Raw genomic sequence first — 19762 nt, 5'->3', positions numbered from 1 at the left:
ACTATTCCTCCGTCCCTTCCTTTACGACAACTATTTGCCCTTCATTGACCCGAATGGCCCCTTGAAACTTTGCTCCCATTTGACGTAAACTCGTCAGCGATTGAATATGCTCATCTCCAACCTTTTCTCCACCGACTAGCAGTGGAATCCCTGGTGGATAGGGAATGATAGACGCCGCGACCACACGACCCACCGCTTCATCATACGAAATCCACTCTGTCTCCATTTGTGCCAATTCTCTGGCTGTATATATCAGTTGAGAGATTCCTTCATTAAGTAAAGGCATCTCAAGTACATCCTGTTTTCCACCCACTAGGTGTAACCGAGTAATGGCAGACCCCATCCTCTTAGCAATCTCCTCGAAGGGATAATCCGTACCCACCTTCAACAGTGGCAAAACGAAAAGCACTTGATACGGATCTGCAAGCTCTGCATAAACGCCCTCCGCCTCTAACTCCTTCTGTAATTTAAACCCCGAACAGCCCTTAACTCGGATCATTAGCTTTAACAGATCATCTGACTCAACTAGCTGTAGCCCCGGAATCGTCGCTAATTGTTCCATAAAAGCCAATCGTCTCTCCATCAACAAAACCTTATCCTCTTCATCATAAGCCTCTATATAAGCCCGTGCGTCATCCAATGAAGCCATCAATACATACGATGGACTACTTGACTGTAGCATTTGCAAATAATGCGCAACCTTTTCAGTAGAAACAAGTTCTGACCTTACATGCAAGAACGAAGCCATTGTCATGGCCGGCAATGTTTTATGTGCGGAATGGACAACAACATCCGCCCCCATATCCAACGCCGAGCGAGGAAATGGATCTCCCGCAGCAAAATGGGCTCCATGGGCCTCATCGACTAAGACTGGAACCCCATATGTATGACAAGCTCTTATCATCTCTTCTAAATCTGCTCCCGTCGTTCCATAATAAGTCGGATGCGTCACAACAACTGCCTTTGCATCCGGATACGCTTCTAGCGCTTCGCAAACTTGCCCGACAGTCATTGTCCCAGCTGTCTTTGTTATCTCATCCCAACCTGGCGAAACAAGCACCGGCCTCGCACCCGTCAGCTCAATCGCATGGAACACCGACTTATGCGCATTACGCTGAACGATAATCGTATCACCAACGCTGCACGTCGCGTAGATCATCGCCAAGTTTCCGACTGTAGAGCCATTCACAAGGAAAAAACTTTGATTTGAGCAATAAAATGAGGAAAGCTTCCGCTGTGCCACTGCGATCGCCCCATCCGGCTCATGAAGGTCATCTAGCCCCGTTAACTCTGTCAAATCATAACGAAGTACCGAACGTAAATCTGCCGGCAACCCCGACAGACTCCCCCCTTTATGCCCTGGCACGTGAAATGAAACAGGAGCTGCTGCATTGAATTTTAATAGCGCCTCAACAAGTGGGCGGTTCGGATTTCCCATCGTGAATCACACTTCCTTTACCTATCTCTATTATAGAGGATACTTGGGATTTATTCAGTCCGTAGAATAGAAAACTTAGTAATTATATGGATTTAAGCGCGTTTTCATTAAAATTAAACAACAAAAAAGCCATTACCCAATTGGTAATGACCATGTGCCCGGCGACGTCCTGAAAACCCTTGCTTTGATTTACGCAAAAAACGCGTAAATCACGCAGAAACGAAAGGTTCCCTTTCGTTTTGCAGCGGGAAACCCCCAACTACCATCGGCGCTCGAGCCTAACTTCCGTGTTAAAACCCGTGCGTGATTTACACAAAGGGCGTGTAAATCACGCAAAATGTTAAGATTCTAAAGGAATCTTAACGTCTGGCTGCGAAAGGCGATGCGCGGCAGATTTCTTCGTCAGCTTCAGTCGTCCGGTTCTCGCGTATATCATGCGCTCCGATCCTCCTACCTTCGCTTCCTCGAACTCCACCACACCTCCCCTTTCTCGCATTCCATTGAACTAGTTCAAAAGATGAACCTTTGGTTTTTTAGGTACTAAAAAAGCCATTACCTAATTGGTAATGACCATGTGCCCGGCGACGTCCTACTCTTGCAGGGGGAAACCCCCAACTACCATCGGCGCTGAAGAGCTTAACTTCCGTGTTCGGGATGGGAACGGGTGTGACCTCTTCGCCTTCGTCACCAGACTATGTTGAGCTTGTTCACTCAAAACTGAATAATACGACAGTGTGTTTCACAAATCAGGGCCAACCTGCCCTTTTTACTAGAAGGTTAAGTCCTCGTTCGATTAGTATCTGTCAGCTCCACACGTCGCCGCGCTTCCACCCCAGACCTATCAACCTCATCTTCTTTGAGGGAACTTACTTACTTGCGTAATGGGAAATCTCATCTCGAGGGGGGCTTCATGCTTAGATGCTTTCAGCATTTATCCCGTCCACACATAGCTACCCAGCGATGCCTTTGGCAAGACAACTGGTACACCAGCGGTGTGTCCATCCCGGTCCTCTCGTACTAAGGACAGCTCCTCTCAAATTTCCTGCGCCCGCGACGGATAGGGACCGAACTGTCTCACGACGTTCTGAACCCAGCTCGCGTACCGCTTTAATGGGCGAACAGCCCAACCCTTGGGACCGACTACAGCCCCAGGATGCGATGAGCCGACATCGAGGTGCCAAACCTCCCCGTCGATGTGGACTCTTGGGGGAGATAAGCCTGTTATCCCCGGGGTAGCTTTTATCCGTTGAGCGATGGCCCTTCCATGCGGAACCACCGGATCACTAAGCCCGTCTTTCGACCCTGCTCGACTTGTAGGTCTCGCAGTCAAGCTCCCTTATGCCTTTGCACTCTACGAATGATGTCCAACCATTCTGAGGGAACCTTTGGGCGCCTCCGTTACTCTTTAGGAGGCGACCGCCCCAGTCAAACTGTCCACCTGACACTGTCTCCTGCCCCGATAAGGGGCATGGGTTAGAAGTCCAATACAGCCAGGGTAGTATCCCACCAACGCCTCCTCCGAAGCTGGCGCTCCGGAATCTTAGGCTCCTACCTATCCTGTACAGGCTGCACCGGAATTCAATATCAGGCTACAGTAAAGCTCCACGGGGTCTTTCCGTCCTGTCGCGGGTAACCTGCATCTTCACAGGTATTATAATTTCACCGAGTCTCTCGTTGAGACAGTGCCCAGATCGTTACGCCTTTCGTGCGGGTCGGAACTTACCCGACAAGGAATTTCGCTACCTTAGGACCGTTATAGTTACGGCCGCCGTTTACTGGGGCTTCAATTCAAAGCTTCGCTTGCGCTGACCTCTCCTCTTAACCTTCCAGCACCGGGCAGGCGTCAGCCCCTATACTTCACCTTACGGTTTTGCAGAGACCTGTGTTTTTGCTAAACAGTCGCCTGGGCCTATTCACTGCGGCTCTCTCGGGCTTTAACACCCTAACAGAGCACCCCTTCTCCCGAAGTTACGGGGTCATTTTGCCGAGTTCCTTAACGAGAGTTCTCTCGATCACCTTAGGATTCTCTCCTCGCCTACCTGTGTCGGTTTGCGGTACGGGCACCTCCCGCCTCGCTAGAGGCTTTTCTTGGCAGCGTGAAATCAGGGACTCCGGAGATTAATCTCCTCGCCATCACAGCTCAATGTTATAGGAACGGGATTTGCCTCATTCCACACCTTACTGCTTAGACGCACATAACCAACAGTGCGCTCACCCTATCCTACTGCGTCCCCCCATTACTCAAACGGCGGGGAGGTGGTACAGGAATATCAACCTGTTATCCATCGTCTACGCCTTTCGGCCTCGACTTAGGTCCCGACTAACCCTGAGCGGACGAGCCTTCCTCAGGAAACCTTGGGCATTCGGTGGAAGGGATTCTCACCCTTCTTTCGCTACTCATACCGGCATTCTCACTTCCAAGCGCTCCACCAGTCCTTACGGTCTAGCTTCAACGCCCTTGGAACGCTCTCCTACCACTGATACCAAAGGTATCAATCCACAGTTTCGGTGATTCGTTTAGCCCCGGTACATTTTCGGCGCAGCGCCACTCGACCAGTGAGCTATTACGCACTCTTTAAATGATGGCTGCTTCTGAGCCAACATCCTGGTTGTCTGGGCAACGCCACATCCTTTTCCACTTAACGAATACTTGGGGACCTTAACTGGTGGTCTGGGCTGTTTCCCTCTCGACTACGGATCTTATCACCCGCAGTCTGACTCCCAAACATAAATCATCGGCATTCGGAGTTTGTCTGAATTCGGTAACCCGGGATGGGCCCCTAGTCCAAACAGTGCTCTACCTCCGAGATTCTTAAGTTTGAGGCTAGCCCTAAAGCTATTTCGGAGAGAACCAGCTATCTCCAGGTTCGATTGGAATTTCACCGCTACCCACACCTCATCCCCGCATTTTTCAACATACGTGGGTTCGGGCCTCCAGTAAGTGTTACCTTACCTTCACCCTGGACATGGGTAGATCACCTGGTTTCGGGTCTACGACCCCATACTCATTCGCCCTATTCAGACTCGCTTTCGCTGCGGCTCCGCATTCACTGCTTAACCTTGCATGGAATCGTAACTCGCCGGTTCATTCTACAAAAGGCACGCCATCACCCATTAACGGGCTCTGACAACTTGTAGGCACATGGTTTCAGGATCTATTTCACTCCCCTTCCGGGGTGCTTTTCACCTTTCCCTCACGGTACTGGTTCACTATCGGTCACTAGGGAGTATTTAGCCTTGGGAGATGGTCCTCCCGGATTCCGACGGAATTTCACGTGTTCCGCCGTACTCAGGATACACTCTGGAGAGAATGGACTTTCGACTACGGGGCTTTTACCCGCTACGGCGGACCTTTCCAGGTCGCTTCGCCTAATCCATTCCTTTGTAACTCCGTATAGAGTGTCCTACAACCCCAGGAAGCAAGCTTCCTGGTTTGGGCTTTTCCCGTTTCGCTCGCCGCTACTCAGGGAATCGATGTTTCTTTCTCTTCCTCCGGATACTTAGATGTTTCAGTTCTCCGGGTCTGCCTCGTTTACGCTATGTATTCACGTAAACGTACTGCCCCATTATGGGCAGTGGGTTTCCCCATTCGGAAATCTCCGGATCAAAGCTTACTTACAGCTCCCCGGAGCATATCGGTGTTAGTGCCGTCCTTCTTAGGCTCCTAGTGCCAAGGCATCCGCCATGCGCCCTTTCTAACTTAACCTTTTGGGTTCAATCCGCTTAACGCTTCATGAATTCCATTGGTGACTTTTCATCAACAGCGATGTATCCGAAAAAGTCGTAAAAAGGTATTGCAATCGTAAATAACAAGTTATTTACGTGGTTGATTCTTGATTTGTTACTATCAATGTCGTTTTATCCAGTTTTCAATGAACAAGTTTAAAAAAGGCATCTCTTATTATAAAAGATAAACCTTCAAAACTGAACGCAAAACGTCAACTTGCAGACCCCTAGGGTCTACATTCCGAATAATTCCTTAGAAAGGAGGTGATCCAGCCGCACCTTCCGATACGGCTACCTTGTTACGACTTCACCCCAATCATCTGTCCCACCTTCGGCGGCTGGCTCCCGTAAGGGTTACCCCACCGACTTCGGGTGTTACAAACTCTCGTGGTGTGACGGGCGGTGTGTACAAGACCCGGGAACGTATTCACCGTGGCATGCTGATCCACGATTACTAGCGATTCCGGCTTCATGGAGGCGAGTTGCAGCCTCCAATCCGAACTGGGAATGATTTTATGGGATTGGCTCCCCCTCGCGGGTTGGCAACCCTCTGTATCATCCATTGTAGCACGTGTGTAGCCCAGGTCATAAGGGGCATGATGATTTGACGTCATCCCCACCTTCCTCCGGTTTGTCACCGGCAGTCACCTTAGAGTGCCCAACTAAATGCTGGCAACTAAGATCAAGGGTTGCGCTCGTTGCGGGACTTAACCCAACATCTCACGACACGAGCTGACGACAACCATGCACCACCTGTCACCACTGTCCCCGAAGGGAAAGGCGTATCTCTACACCGGGCAGTGGGATGTCAAGACCTGGTAAGGTTCTTCGCGTTGCTTCGAATTAAACCACATGCTCCACCGCTTGTGCGGGTCCCCGTCAATTCCTTTGAGTTTCAGCCTTGCGGCCGTACTCCCCAGGCGGAGTGCTTAATGCGTTAGCTGCAGCACTAAGGGGCGGAAACCCCCTAACACTTAGCACTCATCGTTTACGGCGTGGACTACCAGGGTATCTAATCCTGTTTGCTCCCCACGCTTTCGCGCCTCAGCGTCAGTTACAGACCAGAAAGCCGCCTTCGCCACTGGTGTTCCTCCACATCTCTACGCATTTCACCGCTACACGTGGAATTCCGCTTTCCTCTTCTGTACTCAAGTCCCCCAGTTTCCAATGACCCTCCACGGTTGAGCCGTGGGCTTTCACATCAGACTTAAAGGACCGCCTGCGCGCGCTTTACGCCCAATAATTCCGGACAACGCTTGCCACCTACGTATTACCGCGGCTGCTGGCACGTAGTTAGCCGTGGCTTTCTAATAAGGTACCGTCAAGGTACGGGCAGTTACTCCCGTACGTGTTCTTCCCTTACAACAGAGCTTTACGATCCGAAAACCTTCTTCGCTCACGCGGCATTGCTCCATCAGACTTTCGTCCATTGTGGAAGATTCCCTACTGCTGCCTCCCGTAGGAGTCTGGGCCGTGTCTCAGTCCCAGTGTGGCCGATCACCCTCTCAGGTCGGCTACGCATCGTCGCCTTGGTAGGCCATTACCCCACCAACTAGCTAATGCGCCGCGGGCCCATCCTACAGTGACAGCCGAAACCGTCTTTCAGAGTTGGTTCATGCGAACCAACTGATTATTCGGTATTAGCCCCGGTTTCCCGGAGTTATCCCCATCTGTAGGGCAGGTTGCCCACGTGTTACTCACCCGTCCGCCGCTAACTTCTGGGAGCAAGCTCCCATCCATTCGCTCGACTTGCATGTATTAGGCATGCCGCCAGCGTTCGTCCTGAGCCAGGATCAAACTCTCCATAATAGAAGAAAATGAATAGCTCATTTCTTGCTGGCATTAAATTAATAATGTCATGTGTTTTGCTCGGGTGCGTTAAGCACCTTTGCTGTATTTCGTTGACGTTTTGCTGTTCAGTTTTCAAGGTTCATATAGTAGAGAAACCAATCTATGTTTCTTCCTATTTCGTCTGCCTCACTGGCGACTTATATAAGATTACATCATCAACATTCGGATGTCAACACTTTTAAAAAACTTTTTATAAGAAAACTGCGAAAGTGCATAGCGCCGCTACTCCAGGGATACCTAACACCGCAAGTAATAGACCCGAGGCAATGTTTACAGGAACGTAGACTCCAACAAATCCTCCTGCGATGTTCATAGCAAAAAGAACTAAAAATGCAAATGCCAATCGGAACCAATACACGGATAAGCGCTCTAACACTTTTTGAATCTGCTTCTTATCCATCACCATTAATAGCAGAAGAACTAATCCAATAACTAAAACACCAATAACTTTCACGGGAAACACCCCTTTCAAATGAATGATCCATTCTATGCAATCCCGTGAAGATATATTAGTCTCTTCCTAATCGACGAGCCTTTGCTTCTTTGAATAAATAAAAATGTTTACTTTCAGCAATTTTCCGTTGCACCATCACTTCTTGGTCATAATCATTGAGATATTTCTCATTCTCTCTTGCACGTTCCCATTCTTCCTTCGTTTCCATCATTAATGTACGAAGACGTTCGTCAAACTCAGCTTTAAGTTTTCTTTTTCGTCCAAACATCCAGGATGCCTCCTATAACTCTCGGCGGCCTTCTAGCGCCTTCGATAATGTCACTTCATCTGCATATTCGAGGTCTCCTCCAACTGGTAGTCCATGCGCAATTCTTGTTGTCATGATTCCAGATGGTCTTACAAGTCTCGAAATATACATCGCAGTCGCTTCACCTTCAATTGTAGGATTCGTAGCTAAAATTAATTCTTCAACCGTTTCATCCTGAAGACGTGTTAATAAGGAAGGAACATTAATATCTTCTGGACCAATCCCGTCCATTGGTGAGATTGCCCCATGAAGAACATGGTAAAGTCCTTTATAATCCCTCATCTTCTCCATAGCAATAACATCTTTCGTGTCTTGCACGACACAAATCATCGAGCCGTCACGACTCTTATCCTGACAAATATGACAAGGGTCAATATCCGTGATATGTCCACAAACCGAGCAATAACGTAAATTCCTCTTGGCGTCGACAAGTGCTTTTGCAAAATCTAACACTGTATCTTCCTTCATGCTTAATACAAAAAACGCCAGTCGGCCCGCTGTTTTGGGGCCGATACCTGGCAACTTCATAAAACTATCGATTAGTTTTGAGATTGGTTCAGGGTAATGCATCGATTTTCCTCCTAGAACATTCCAGGTAGGTTCAATCCTTTCGTGAATTGACCCATCGTAGAGTTCGTTAATTCTTCGGCCTTCGCCATTGCTTCGTTAGTCGCAATGACAACAAGGTCTTGTAGCATTTCAACATCTTCTGGATCAACAACGGATGGGTCAATAATCACATCGACAACTTGCTTATCGCCAGATACAATGACTTTCACCATACCGCCACCTGCTGCTCCTTCAAGACGCTTTTCACCAAGCTCTTCTTGTGCCTCAGCCATTTTCTTTTGCATTTTCTGCATTTGCTTCATCATACCTTGCATATTTCCCGCTCCACGCATATTCATTTCCTCCTCTTATTTGTTAGTCATCATGGACCTCTATGAATTCCTTGCCAAAAATCTTTTCTGCCTCTGTCACAATCGGATCTGTGTTTTCCTGTTCGGCTTCCTTCACGAATGACAACATATCTTCGGCGGCTGCCTCTTCAGGAGCGGATGATTCCTGCGGTTTTGCCAACCCACTTTTTTGGATGAACTCTCCCCGCACCTTTAACCAGCCTTCTTCAGGAACATACACAACTTCATACGCCTTGCCCGTTCGTGAACGTAAGGCATCCGATAAACCTGACCGAAGCGACGGATTTTCAGAAGCCATTAGACAATGGATTTCATACTTGAATTTTAACACAAAAGCATTCTCGGATGCCGCTACGGGCTCCGTTTCTCCAAGAAGTGCGGCATGTGATTTTTGCATAGTCTGCATCATCCCCGCCCACTCTTCCCTAATCGTCTGGATATCCTGTTTTGTCGCCGCCGTTAGCACTTCATGTATCTTACCAGTCGGGATTTTAAATGTCTGCGATGATTTCGAGACGTTTTTTCGTGGCTGTGCAGTTCTCTCCGCAGCCACTTGTACACTTACTCCACTAGCAATTTGCTGTTGCATATTCGCGATAACCCGCTCCAGCTCCGCTACTTTCTGCGCAAGCCCCGTGTCGGCGGCCTCATTGCTACCTGCCGATTGACTAGGACCACTATCAAGGTGAATCATTTTCAATAACGCAGATTCTATATATACCTTTGCATGATTGGAAAACCGCATCTCTTGCTGTGTTTTCGCCAGTACATCTATAAAAGCATATAAAATATCTGGATTAAATCTCTGCGCCATTTCTCCAAAACGCTCATCCCCTGATACGAGCTCCAGCAAGTTTTTCAAGTCTGGGGCTGTTCGTAGAAGAAGCAAATCCCTAAAGAAGGTAATCAAATCCTCCGCAAGCCTCGATACATCTTTCCCTTCCGCAATTAAGCGATCAAGTAATGAAAGTGCCACCCCAGCATCTTTGCTAAGTAATGCTTCCGCCAGCTGATGAAAAATGTCTTCACTAATCGAACCTGTGACAAGCAAAGCATCTTCAACAGTTAGCCGTTCTCCACTGAACGATACGACTTGGTCAAGCATACTTAGCGCATCTCGCATTCCGCCCGAGGCGGCTTGCGCAATTACCTTCAATGCCCCCTCATCAAACTCGATTCCTGTGTCTGCTAGTACAACCTTCATCCGATCCATAATATCAATCGGTGTGATCGGCTTGAAATCAAAGCGCTGACATCTTGAAATAATTGTTAGTGGTAGTTTGTGCGGTTCCGTCGTCGCCAAGATGAAAACAACATGTGATGGCGGTTCTTCGAGTGTTTTCAACAAAGCATTGAATGCAGAATTTGAAAGCATATGTACTTCATCAATAATATACACTTTAAAACGTGCATTCGACGGGGCAAATCGGACTTTCTCAATAATCTCACGCATTTCCTCTACACGCGAGTTCGAGGCTGCGTCGAATTCAATCACATCTGTATTCGAACCTTCTGTAATGCTCAGACATGTTGGACATTCATTGCACGGTTCTTTTGATGGACCATTTTCGCAGTTCAGCGCTTTTGCAAAGACTTTTGCGGCACTCGTCTTCCCTGTCCCCCTTGGACCCGAGAATAGATAAGCATGCGTCGTCTTATTATGAAGGAGGGCATTCTGAAGCGTCTGTTTTACATGTTGCTGCCCGGACATCTCAGCAAACGACTGAGGTCGATATACACGATAAAAAGCTTGATAAACCAACAGTTTTTCCTCCTTTTGACGCCATGCAATAATATTTCTAGTATAACACAAATAGCCTGAGTATAAATTTTTAAACATTCAATTACGCCTCGGCGTAATTGCGTCCAAATTTCGAATTGTGCCCGCTGAATGCGGGTATGCAGTCTAAGTTCCTGCTAAAGAAAATAAAAAACTCGCCCTAAAATGGACGAGTTGAATTATAAAATTAAAGCCGTGCACCTTCCTCTGGCAGCCGCACATAAGCGTTACTCCTGTCGCCAGCTCGGTCTAGGCGACCCCGCGGCACATGAAAAAGTCCACTTAATGCTGCTTCCTTCCGGACCTGACATGGTTCATGGGTTTCCATTGCGCGAGACCCAAACGTCAACACTACGTGCAAAAGGCAGACCCTACAATACGGACAGCCTCGAGAAGGAATTCAGTCTTGCTAGAGCGGATTGCAAGTGATAGGGCACCGCTACCTCCCCACCTAGCACGGCATTTCTTAGTATACTCATTGTCTCGTAAAAAATCAAATATTTATCCGTGAAGTTATTTCAATTATTTTATATTAGATAACCTGTTGACAGCGCGATCTAAACATGATAAATTGTATTTTGTTGATACGGAGGTATACCCAAGTTCGGCTGAAGGGAACGGTCTTGAAAACCGTCAGGCGGGTTAAACCGCGCGGGGGTTCGAATCCCTCTACCTCCTCCATATTTTCAACTTAGCGCATAAGTTTGGAGATTGAATTCGTTATTTGATAACGGATTTTTATTTTGGACATTTACTTAAAACCAAAAGAAGCAGACCCATTTTAGGGCCTGCTTCTTTTTCATTTACCGAACGATGGCACCTGCAATAGATGGCTTAATTGTTAAGCAGTCATAATAAGGAAATTCAGCCGCTAGTTTACTAGCTACGCCAGCCTCTTCCCCCTGCTTCACTGCGATGAACAGCGATGGACCAGCACCACTAATCGTCATTCCATATGCTCCGTAATCACGAGAAGTGGAACGAATTTTCTCAAAATCTGGAAATAAAGGCTTGCGATAAGGCTCATGAAAAATATCCTTTTCCATCATCTTGCCTGCGGTTTCCCAGTCTCCTTGTGCGATAGCTGCCGTCATCACGCTACTTGCAGCACTACCTGAAATCGCGACTGCATGTGGTAATTCGCCTGGAAGGAGCCCGCGCGACTCTTTCGTCGGTAATGCCTTTGGTGGAACAAGGATGATAACACCGATTTGAGGTTCCGGTAGATGAATAACGTCGATCTCACCCCCGTCAAAATAAGAAATCGTCACACCGCCCAGTAACGCAGCTGACACATTGTCGGCATGGCCTTCTAATTCGCTACCAATCAACACCTTATCCTTAGATGAAAGACTCAGTTTAAGCAACTGATTCGCAATTTCAATGCCACCTGCAATTGCTGTTGCGCTACTGCCAAGCCCTTTTCCAAGTGGGATATCCGATCGAACAACCAACTGTTGCGGAGTGACCACTCGATTATAACGTTTCGCCACATACTGAATCGTCGTCACAATCAGATTATCTTCCCCGCTGGCCAAACCCTGGTACTCTTCACCCTCGTATTGAACAAACCACTCTTCTGCCAACTTGACATCAACCGTCATATATAAAGCAAGCGCAAGTCCAATGCTATCAAAGCCTGGGCCAAGATTGGCCGTCGTAGCGGGTACGACGACTGAAAAATTGGCTTCCCCCATTACTTTGCTCCTTCTTTCAATTCATTCAATAACGCGTCAAATTGATCACGTGACAGTAATGACTTCTGTTCGTTCACCCTAATTGCTGTCTCAGGATCCTTCAGCCCATTCCCTGTCAACACACCAACAATCGTTGAACCTTTTTCAATCATTCCCGCATCCAGACGCTTTTTAATGCCCGCAATCGTTGCACATGATCCTGGTTCAGCAAAAACACCTTCCGTTGAAGCAATCAAGCTGTATGCTTCCAAAATCTCTTCATCCGTTACTGACAAAATTGCGCCGTTCGATTCTGCAAGTGCACCTTTCGCCAATTGCCAGCTCGCAGGATTACCGATACGGATTGCTGTTGCAACTGTTTCAGGGTTTTCAAATACACGGTCATAGACAATCGGTGCTGCCCCGTCTGCCTGTACACCAAGCAACGCTGGTAAAGCAGTTCCTTTGCGCTCTGCGTATTCTTTAAAGCCTTTCCAAGCCGCTGAAATATTGCCTGCGTTCCCTACTGGTAATGCAAAAATGTCCGGCACTCTCCCAAGCTGCTCAATCGCTTCAAAAGCAATCGTTTTCTGGCCCTCCAAGCGATACGGGTTAATAGAGTTCACAACTGCTACTTTTCCTTCGCCCGCCTCCCGAACCATATCAAGCGCCACGTCGAAGTTACCAGCAATCTCTACAATTTCTGCCCCGTACATTTTCGCTTGTGCTAATTTCCCAAGTGCAATTTTCCCTTCAGGAATAACAACAATCGTCCGCATCCCTGCACGCGCGCCATATGCCGCGGCAGATGCCGATGTATTCCCAGTCGATGCACAAATAAGGACTTCTTTCCCTTCCTCTTTGGCCTTCGCAACCGCCATCACCATCCCACGATCTTTGAAAGATCCAGTCGGATTCGTCCCTTCCGTTTTCACGTAAAGTTCGATTCCCCATTGTTTAGACAAATTCGTTAGGTGAATGAGTGGTGTATTTCCTTCCTGTAACGTCAATGCCGGCGTTTCCTCCGTCACTGGCAACCATTCCTTATACTCGTCAATCAATCCATTCCATCTTCTCATCATTATTCCCCCTCAACTCGGTAATGACTTAGTAAGCCAATGACCTCTGGTGTTTGATTTAATTCAGCGACAATATTTAAATGCTGTTTACGAGAAATTTGATGTGTAATGAAAATCAAATCCGCATCAGTCTCTGTTTTATCGGAGTGCTGAATAACCGTCGCTAAACTTGCACCTTGACTACTATAAATAGCTGTCAGCTTCGTAAGAACACCAATCTCATCCCTCACACGAATGCGATGGAAGTAACGCGCCAGCTTCGTTTCATCACTTTTCACCTTACGTTCATATTGAGGAGCGTGTGGCCTCTTCCCATTGACGCCCATCAGTAAATTACGACATGCGGCTACAATATCGCCTGTAACAGATGTTGCAGTCGGTAACGAACCAGCACCAGGACCATAGAACATTGTCTCCCCAACTGCATCTCCATACACATATACCGCGTTGAATTCATTGTTCACTGATGCCAATGGATGTGAATTTGGGAACAGAACGGGCTCAACTGCCACTTCAATACCATCCGAATTCTTCTTAGCAGACCCTGCCAACTTCACTGTATAGCCAAATTGCTCCGCAAGCTCCAAATCACCGTCGCGAATTTCTTTTAGTCCCCTGACAAACACATCCTCTAAAAGGACTTCTGTTGAGAATGCCAGTGAAGCCAAAATCACCATTTTACGCGCAGCATCAATACCGTCAACGTCTGCTGAGGGATCTGCTTCCGCAAAACCAAGCTCTGTTGCCTCTGCCAATGCATCTTCATAGCTCATCTTGTCATGCTTCATCTTCGTAAGGATAAAGTTCGTCGTACCGTTCACGATACCTGTCAATGCACTAATCCGATCAGATGCCAAACCATCTTCCAACGTGCGAATCAGCGGAATCCCACCACCAACACTTGCTTCATAAAATAGATCACATTTATTATCATCCGCTAGCTGTAACAGCCCTGGGCCATATTCCGCCATCACATCTTTATTAGCTGTCACAACGCCTTTTCCTGCACGCAGTGAACTCTCAATGGCTTCTTTCGCCTCACACGTCCCACCAATCACTTCTACAATGAGATCGATAGATGGATCTTCTAGTATCTCATTTAAATCCGTTGTGAAAATATCTGACGACAACGCGGTGTCCCTTTTTTTATGTTGATCTTTCACAAGAACTTTTTTAATCTCCACAGGTACACCAAGCTTGTGGCGCAAGTCTTCTTGATGGTTTTCTAAGATTTTAGCGACGCCACTTCCTACAACTCCAAATCCTAATAATCCAATATTAATCTCATTTTTCATTGACGATTCTCCTAACTGTATGTACACTATGAAAAAACAATCGTTCTTTGCATAAGGACAGTATAGTGAAATATTCGGTCAATAACAACCCTGATTCGAGATAAAGTCTAAAAAAACATATAATTGTCACTAATTTAAAGATAGGATTTGATGAAAATGAAAGTATCTAAATTTGGGGGAACATCCGTCGCATCAGCTGAGCAAATCAAAAAAGTAGCAGCCATCGTCACATCTGACCCTGCACGTAAAATTATTGTCGTCTCGGCACCTGGTAAAAGATTTGGTGACGATGAAAAAGTAACAGATTTACTCATTCGCCTTGCAGAACAGGCACTTACTGATAAAGAAACAGCTCACGAACTTGAAGAAGTCGTCAATCGTTATCGACTGATTGCTGAAGGACTTGGTCTTTCTGAGGAAATCGTCCACGTCATCGAACAAGATTTACAACAACGTCTTGGAAGGGATAAAAATGATCCCGTTCTCTATATGGATTATTTAAAAGCATCCGGTGAAGATAATAATGCAAAGCTTATTGCCGCCTATTTCAAACATATCGGCATGGATGCCAAATACATATGTCCTAAAGAAGCAGGACTGCTCGTCAATGATCGACCTGAGCGTGTACGTGCTTTGCCAGAAGGCGATGAACGCCTCGTCAAATTGCGCGATGAACCCGGCATCGTCGTCTTCCCAGGCTTTTTCGGCTACACAGAAGACGGAACACTCCGTACATTCAATCGAGGGGGGTCCGATATTACAGGATCACTGCTAGCAGCAGCAACGGAAGCTGAACTCTATGAAAACTTCACAGACGTCGACTCCGTCTTTGCGGCCAATCCAACAGTTGTCGATAACCCCATTGCCATCGACAAAATGACTTACCGTGAAATGCGAGAACTAGCCTATGCAGGATTTTCTGTCTTCCACGACGAAGCATTGATGCCCGCATTCCGTCGGTCTGTTCCTGTATGTATTAAAAATACCAATAACCCGGAAGCACCCGGCACATTGATTGTGAAAGAGCGTAATAATTCCACTCAGCCTGTTATCGGCATTGCAGCAGACGATGGATTTTCTACACTGTTCGTTGACAAATATTTAATGAACCAAGAAATTGGGTTCGGACGCCGCCTACTGCAAATTTTAGAAGAAGAAGAAATTCCGTTCGAACATACACCATCCGGCATTGATAACTTATCTGTCATCCTGCGAAGCAAATTCATCAATGAAGATAAAGAAGCACGTATCATTCAGCGCGTCAAAGAGGAACTAAAAGCAGATGATGTTCATGTCCAAAACGACTTCTCCATGATTGTGCTCGTTGGTGAAGGTATGCGTCATTCAACAGGACTTGCTGCACGTGCCGCCTCTGCCGTCGCACGTACAGGTGCTAGCATCCAAATGATTAACCAAGGGTCTTCCGAAGTGAGTTTGGTCTTTGGCGTTCATAAGAAAGACGAAACGAAAATTTTGAAGGAGTTGTATGCGGAGTTTTTTGTTAAATCTACTGTACTTTCCTAAATAAAAAAACGGGGTTAGCCGAAAAGTCATAATGACAAGCCGGCAGCCCCTTTTTCAATCATAAATAGTATTACCCTCTAGAACGATTCACCTCATAACTTATTAGACAACCCCGTTTGTATTAGCATTGTGGCATGAACATACCCGGAAACTACCTCACAATCGCTTCCGCTATCATATCTGACATTTCTAAGGCCTGCTCTTCGATTTTATCGAACACCTCAACATCTGCTTTATAGTTTTTCTGTATCATATAAACGGCTTCATTCTTTGTTAAAGCCAAGTGCATGTAAAACATTTGCTTTACTTCTTCCATGCCTAAATACGGATTGATGCCACTTAAAAACTTGGCAATATCATCCGCATTGCGATACCACTGCTTCTCCGCCTCCGTCGCCTTTTGCGCCTCTCCTTTAGTAGCCGCCGTGACTAATTCTGCTGCTAGCAATAGGTGTTCTTTAATAAGTACAGTGTAATGATCAGCCACTTTGTCTCCATAGAAAGGTCGTAAACAATTCCCCAAATCCGTTGCATTTCTCAATAAACGTTCTTGGACGAACGACAAATCAGGTAAACTAAATACAATACTAATAATCGTCATTCGCGTCCAATTAACATGCTCCATCCACAAAAGTCGATTCATATTTATAAAATCAACCTCTGCCTTACTTATGCAGTATCTCCCTTGTGACTCAACCGCATTGTCCAAAATATACCTGACGGGGGCTGTATATTGCGCATAGGGTTCCACACTATCCGTCGATCCCATCGTCTGGGAGATAAGCTGTTCATTTGAATAAGGGTACATTTTACAATCTCTCCCTCCCTGCTTACTCAATCATCCGTACACCGACATGAACTTATAGGGAAATTGCTTAACAATTGCATCCGTTATCGTATCCGACATTTCTAAAACACCTATCTCCATTAAGTCAAATAGGTCTACGCTCGCTTTAAAATCTTTGTCGAATACACTCATCATCCCTTGCTTGATGAGCATCAATTGCTCGTCAAACATCTCCTGAAACTCTACTGCTGATAGGTAAGGGTTAATATTACTTAAAAATAGCGTAATCTCCGTTCCATTACGGAACCAATTTTTTTCTATCGTCGCTGCCTTTTCTACATTTCCTACTAATGTAGCGTTGATGAAGTCACCTACTAGTGTGATATACCTTGTTAACAATTGACTATACCTCTTGGCTACCTCATCACCGTAAAAAGGTCGTAATGCACCACCCAAATCGATTGCTGTACGAAAAAGACGTGCTACAACAAAGCTAACGTCCGGCAATGTAAAAATAAGACTACTGACAGCAGCCCTCGTCCAGGTAGTATGCTCTCCCCACAAACGCCGCATTGTACTTCTCAATGCAGCTTCAGCCTTATTCACACAGTCCAACGGCCCTATTAAACACGGCTGCATCGGATAACAGTATAAATACACTCTCCCCCAATAATGATTCACGCTATCCCAACTCCCAAAACTTCCGTAAGTGTAAACACTCTATCTTATTCATGGAAAGACAAAAGTTCAGGGCTTCTTGATAAATACAAAAAAGCGCATTGGATAATTGATCCCAATGCACTTCTTACTTATAATCATTTCCTCAAAAATGCTGTCTGATCAAGCATATACCCAATACGTTCGACAATTGTTTCTACTGCTTGTGGGTTTTTAATCAGATCATAATCATTAATATTCAGTCGCAGCACTGGACATGTATTGAATGAATTGATCCACTTATCATAGCGTCCGTGCATCTCTTCCCAGTAGGAAATCGGCGTCTGCTGCTCCATTGGACGACCACGCTCTTGAACACGTGCCACAATTTCATCCAGCGACCCTTCCAAATATACAAGTAATGTCGGATGCGGGAAATATGGCGTCATCACCATTGCCTCAAATAAATTTGTATATGTTTCATAATCAACAGGATCCATCGTACCCTTTTCCTGATGCATTTTCGCAAAAATCCCTGTATCCTCATAAATTGAACGGTCTTGGATAAACCCACCGCCATATTCAAAAATACGCTTCTGCTCTTTAAAACGCTCCGCCAAGAAGTAAATTTGCAAATGGAAGCTCCATTTTTCAAAGTCATCATAAAAACGATCGAGATACGGATTCTGATCGACATTTTCAAAGGATGTCCTAAAATTCAGTGCATCTGCAAGTGCCTGTGTCATCGTCGATTTCCCAACACCAACCGTCCCAGCAATTGTAATGACAGCATTATTTGGAATACCATATTTTTCACGTAAGTTCATTCACAGTTACTCCTTTTTGTATCGTTGCATCAACGGTATCTAAAATAAATTGCAAATCCTGAGCATTATTCACGAAGTCTAGCTCATCTCCATTGAATCGAAGCACAGGAATTTCAGGATGTGCCGTTTCAAAATAAGTGATGAACGTCTCGTAGTCTTCTGATAGCTGCTCCATATAAGCGGGGTCCATGTTTTTCTCGAAATCACGACCACGCATACCTATTCGTTTCATGAGCGTATCTAAGCTCGCATGTAGGTAGACAATCACGTTCGGTACAGGCATGTCCTTGGTTAAAATTTTATAGATTTCCTCGTACTTCACATACTCTTCGGGACGTAGTGTACGTTTCGCAAAAATGAGGTTTTTGAAAATATGATAATCAGCAACAACTGATTTCTCTTCTACTAAAATTTCGTTTTTAATATCACTAAGCTGTTTGTAGCGGTTACAGAGAAAAAACATTTCGGTTTGGAAGCTCCATTCCTCAATGTTATCGTAAAATTTATTTAAAAATGGATTTTCATCCACAATTTCTTTTAGCTGATGGAATTGTTGTCTGTCTGCAATCGCCGTGGAAAGTGATGTTTTTCCAACACCAATCGGACCTTCGACCGCTATGAACGGAACCGACATCGGAAATCCTCCTTCGTAATACAAATAAGTAATGCTCCTTATTTTATCACACGAAGGGAATGAAAAATAGAGTGATTACAATGAAATGATTCACGTGGAACAATTTTAACTTTATTCGGCAAATACTTTTTTACTAAAAGTGATGAGGGAAATACAGGAGCTTTCAATACCTGCTGAAACAAAGTGAAAGCCCCTAGCGTATTTGATTCATGCTACACTACTTTCAAGGAGCGATGTGATGAGATGACTACATTTGAAAAAGATCGACGATATATGCAACTGGCAGTAGAAGAAGCGATGAAGGCGCAAGCGATTGGAGAGGTACCAATAGGCGCAATCATTGTCCATAATGACCAAGTCATTGCGCGTGCACATAATTTGCGGGAAACTACGCAAAATGCTGTCACCCATGCAGAACTATCCGCCATTCAAGAAGCCTGTCAGGAAATCGGTAGCTGGCGGCTAGAAGATACGACGTTATACGTCACGCTTGAACCATGCCCAATGTGCGCAGGTGCAATTTTACAATCCAGAATTCCACGCGTTGTTTACGCCGCCCGCGATCCGAAGGGCGGTTGTGTCGACTCATTATATCGTCTGTTGAACGACCCACGCTTCAATCATGAATGTGATGTAGTCGAGGGTGTGTTGGCAGATGAATGTGGCGAGATGCTGACGACTTTTTTCAAGGCGATAAGAGAACGTAAAAAGAATGCAAAAAAAGAGGCGGCGCAAAAAGTCGAATGACTTCAGCGCGCGCCTTTTTAATTCCACTGAATGTGTCAGTAACTAGACACCGGAGTACAG

At 46.0% G+C, this 19762-nt stretch carries 15 protein-coding genes, 1 tRNA gene, 3 rRNA genes and 1 other RNA gene; 3 read left to right on the top strand and 17 right to left on the bottom strand.

Going from position 1 to position 19762, the window contains the following annotated elements; all coding sequences use genetic code 11:
• Window position 1: 1 nt before the first annotated feature.
• From MKZ10_RS02675 to ffs, 10 genes are all read right to left on the bottom strand, one after another.
• Entirely contained in the window at window positions 2-1438 is a 1437-nt protein-coding gene (locus tag MKZ10_RS02675; protein ID WP_342507639.1) for an aminotransferase class I/II-fold pyridoxal phosphate-dependent enzyme, read from the bottom strand.
• A gap of 576 nt (window positions 1439-2014) precedes the next feature.
• A 5S ribosomal RNA gene (gene rrf, locus MKZ10_RS02670) occupies window positions 2015-2130 on the bottom strand.
• A gap of 81 nt (window positions 2131-2211) precedes the next feature.
• Window positions 2212-5144 (bottom strand): 23S ribosomal RNA (locus MKZ10_RS02665).
• A 277-nt stretch (window positions 5145-5421) separates the two neighbouring features.
• Window positions 5422-6973 (bottom strand): 16S ribosomal RNA (locus MKZ10_RS02660).
• The 16S, 23S and 5S rRNA genes sit together here, the layout of an rRNA operon.
• Before the next feature lie 232 nt (window positions 6974-7205).
• Window positions 7206-7469 carry a pro-sigmaK processing inhibitor BofA family protein gene (locus MKZ10_RS02655; protein ID WP_342507637.1) on the bottom strand — a complete coding sequence of 88 codons (264 nt, stop codon included), beginning with the start codon at window positions 7467-7469 and terminating at the stop codon, window positions 7206-7208.
• A gap of 55 nt (window positions 7470-7524) precedes the next feature.
• Window positions 7525-7737 (bottom strand): YaaL family protein, encoded by a 213-nt coding sequence (locus MKZ10_RS02650; protein WP_342507635.1) that lies wholly within the window; start codon window positions 7735-7737, stop codon window positions 7525-7527.
• 12 nt (window positions 7738-7749) lie between these two features.
• A complete protein-coding gene (gene recR / locus MKZ10_RS02645; protein WP_342507633.1) occupies window positions 7750-8346 on the bottom strand; it encodes a recombination mediator RecR in 597 nt (198 codons plus the stop codon).
• Window positions 8347-8357: 11 nt separating this feature from the next.
• The gene (locus MKZ10_RS02640; protein WP_342507631.1) at window positions 8358-8678 is read right to left on the bottom strand and encodes a YbaB/EbfC family nucleoid-associated protein; all 321 of its coding nucleotides are present in this window, start codon (window positions 8676-8678) and stop codon (window positions 8358-8360) included.
• 22 nt (window positions 8679-8700) lie between these two features.
• Window positions 8701-10458 carry a DNA polymerase III subunit gamma/tau gene (gene dnaX, locus MKZ10_RS02635; protein WP_342507629.1) on the bottom strand — a complete coding sequence of 586 codons (1758 nt, stop codon included), beginning with the start codon at window positions 10456-10458 and terminating at the stop codon, window positions 8701-8703.
• 211 nt (window positions 10459-10669) lie between these two features.
• Window positions 10670-10936: signal recognition particle sRNA large type (gene ffs, locus MKZ10_RS02630), an RNA gene on the bottom strand.
• Between the two features lie 128 nt (window positions 10937-11064).
• Here ffs and MKZ10_RS02625 point away from each other — a divergent pair.
• Window positions 11065-11157: transfer RNA gene (locus tag MKZ10_RS02625), tRNA-Ser, on the top strand.
• A 122-nt stretch (window positions 11158-11279) separates the two neighbouring features.
• Here MKZ10_RS02625 and thrB read toward each other — a convergent pair.
• Genes thrB through MKZ10_RS02610 form a run of 3 tightly spaced genes read right to left on the bottom strand, consistent with a single transcriptional unit; the run spans window position 11280 to window position 14526 of the window.
• Window positions 11280-12173 carry a homoserine kinase gene (gene thrB / locus MKZ10_RS02620; protein WP_342507627.1) on the bottom strand — a complete coding sequence of 298 codons (894 nt, stop codon included), beginning with the start codon at window positions 12171-12173 and terminating at the stop codon, window positions 11280-11282.
• Entirely contained in the window at window positions 12173-13231 is a 1059-nt protein-coding gene (thrC, locus tag MKZ10_RS02615; protein ID WP_342509979.1) for a threonine synthase, read from the bottom strand. Before thrC ends, thrB begins: the two co-directional genes overlap by 1 nt.
• A gap of 2 nt (window positions 13232-13233) precedes the next feature.
• On the bottom strand, window positions 13234-14526 hold the full coding sequence (locus MKZ10_RS02610) for a homoserine dehydrogenase (protein WP_342507626.1): 1293 nt from the start codon (window positions 14524-14526) through the stop codon (window positions 13234-13236).
• Between the two features lie 156 nt (window positions 14527-14682).
• On the opposite strand from MKZ10_RS02610, the gene MKZ10_RS02605 reads away from it, so the two are divergent.
• The gene (locus MKZ10_RS02605; protein WP_342507624.1) at window positions 14683-16050 is read left to right on the top strand and encodes an aspartate kinase; all 1368 of its coding nucleotides are present in this window, start codon (window positions 14683-14685) and stop codon (window positions 16048-16050) included.
• Between the two features lie 151 nt (window positions 16051-16201).
• On the opposite strand, the gene MKZ10_RS02600 is transcribed toward MKZ10_RS02605, so the two are convergent.
• The 4 genes from MKZ10_RS02600 to MKZ10_RS02585 form a co-directional block, all read right to left on the bottom strand.
• The gene (locus MKZ10_RS02600; RefSeq protein ID WP_342507622.1) at window positions 16202-16858 is read right to left on the bottom strand and encodes a hypothetical protein; all 657 of its coding nucleotides are present in this window, start codon (window positions 16856-16858) and stop codon (window positions 16202-16204) included.
• A gap of 30 nt (window positions 16859-16888) precedes the next feature.
• Window positions 16889-17518 carry an acetylglutamate kinase gene (locus tag MKZ10_RS02595; protein ID WP_342507620.1) on the bottom strand — a complete coding sequence of 210 codons (630 nt, stop codon included), beginning with the start codon at window positions 17516-17518 and terminating at the stop codon, window positions 16889-16891.
• Window positions 17519-17652: 134 nt separating this feature from the next.
• Window positions 17653-18321, bottom strand: coding sequence for a deoxynucleoside kinase (locus tag MKZ10_RS02590; protein WP_342507619.1), 669 nt, complete (start codon window positions 18319-18321; stop codon window positions 17653-17655).
• Window positions 18308-18955 (bottom strand): deoxynucleoside kinase, encoded by a 648-nt coding sequence (locus tag MKZ10_RS02585; RefSeq protein ID WP_342507617.1) that lies wholly within the window; start codon window positions 18953-18955, stop codon window positions 18308-18310. The genes MKZ10_RS02590 and MKZ10_RS02585 overlap by 14 nt, the downstream gene beginning before the upstream one ends.
• Before the next feature lie 243 nt (window positions 18956-19198).
• Between MKZ10_RS02585 and tadA the strand changes: the two genes are divergently transcribed.
• On the top strand, window positions 19199-19702 hold the full coding sequence (tadA, locus tag MKZ10_RS02580; protein ID WP_342507615.1) for a tRNA adenosine(34) deaminase TadA: 504 nt from the start codon (window positions 19199-19201) through the stop codon (window positions 19700-19702).
• Window positions 19703-19762: the final 60 nt, after the last annotated feature.

Source organism: Sporosarcina sp. FSL K6-2383 (assembly GCF_038618305.1).
In the GTDB taxonomy this organism is placed as follows: domain Bacteria; phylum Bacillota; class Bacilli; order Bacillales_A; family Planococcaceae; genus Sporosarcina.
Note: the sequence above shows the minus strand (reverse complement) of the source record. Positions and strands in the feature narration are given on the sequence as shown.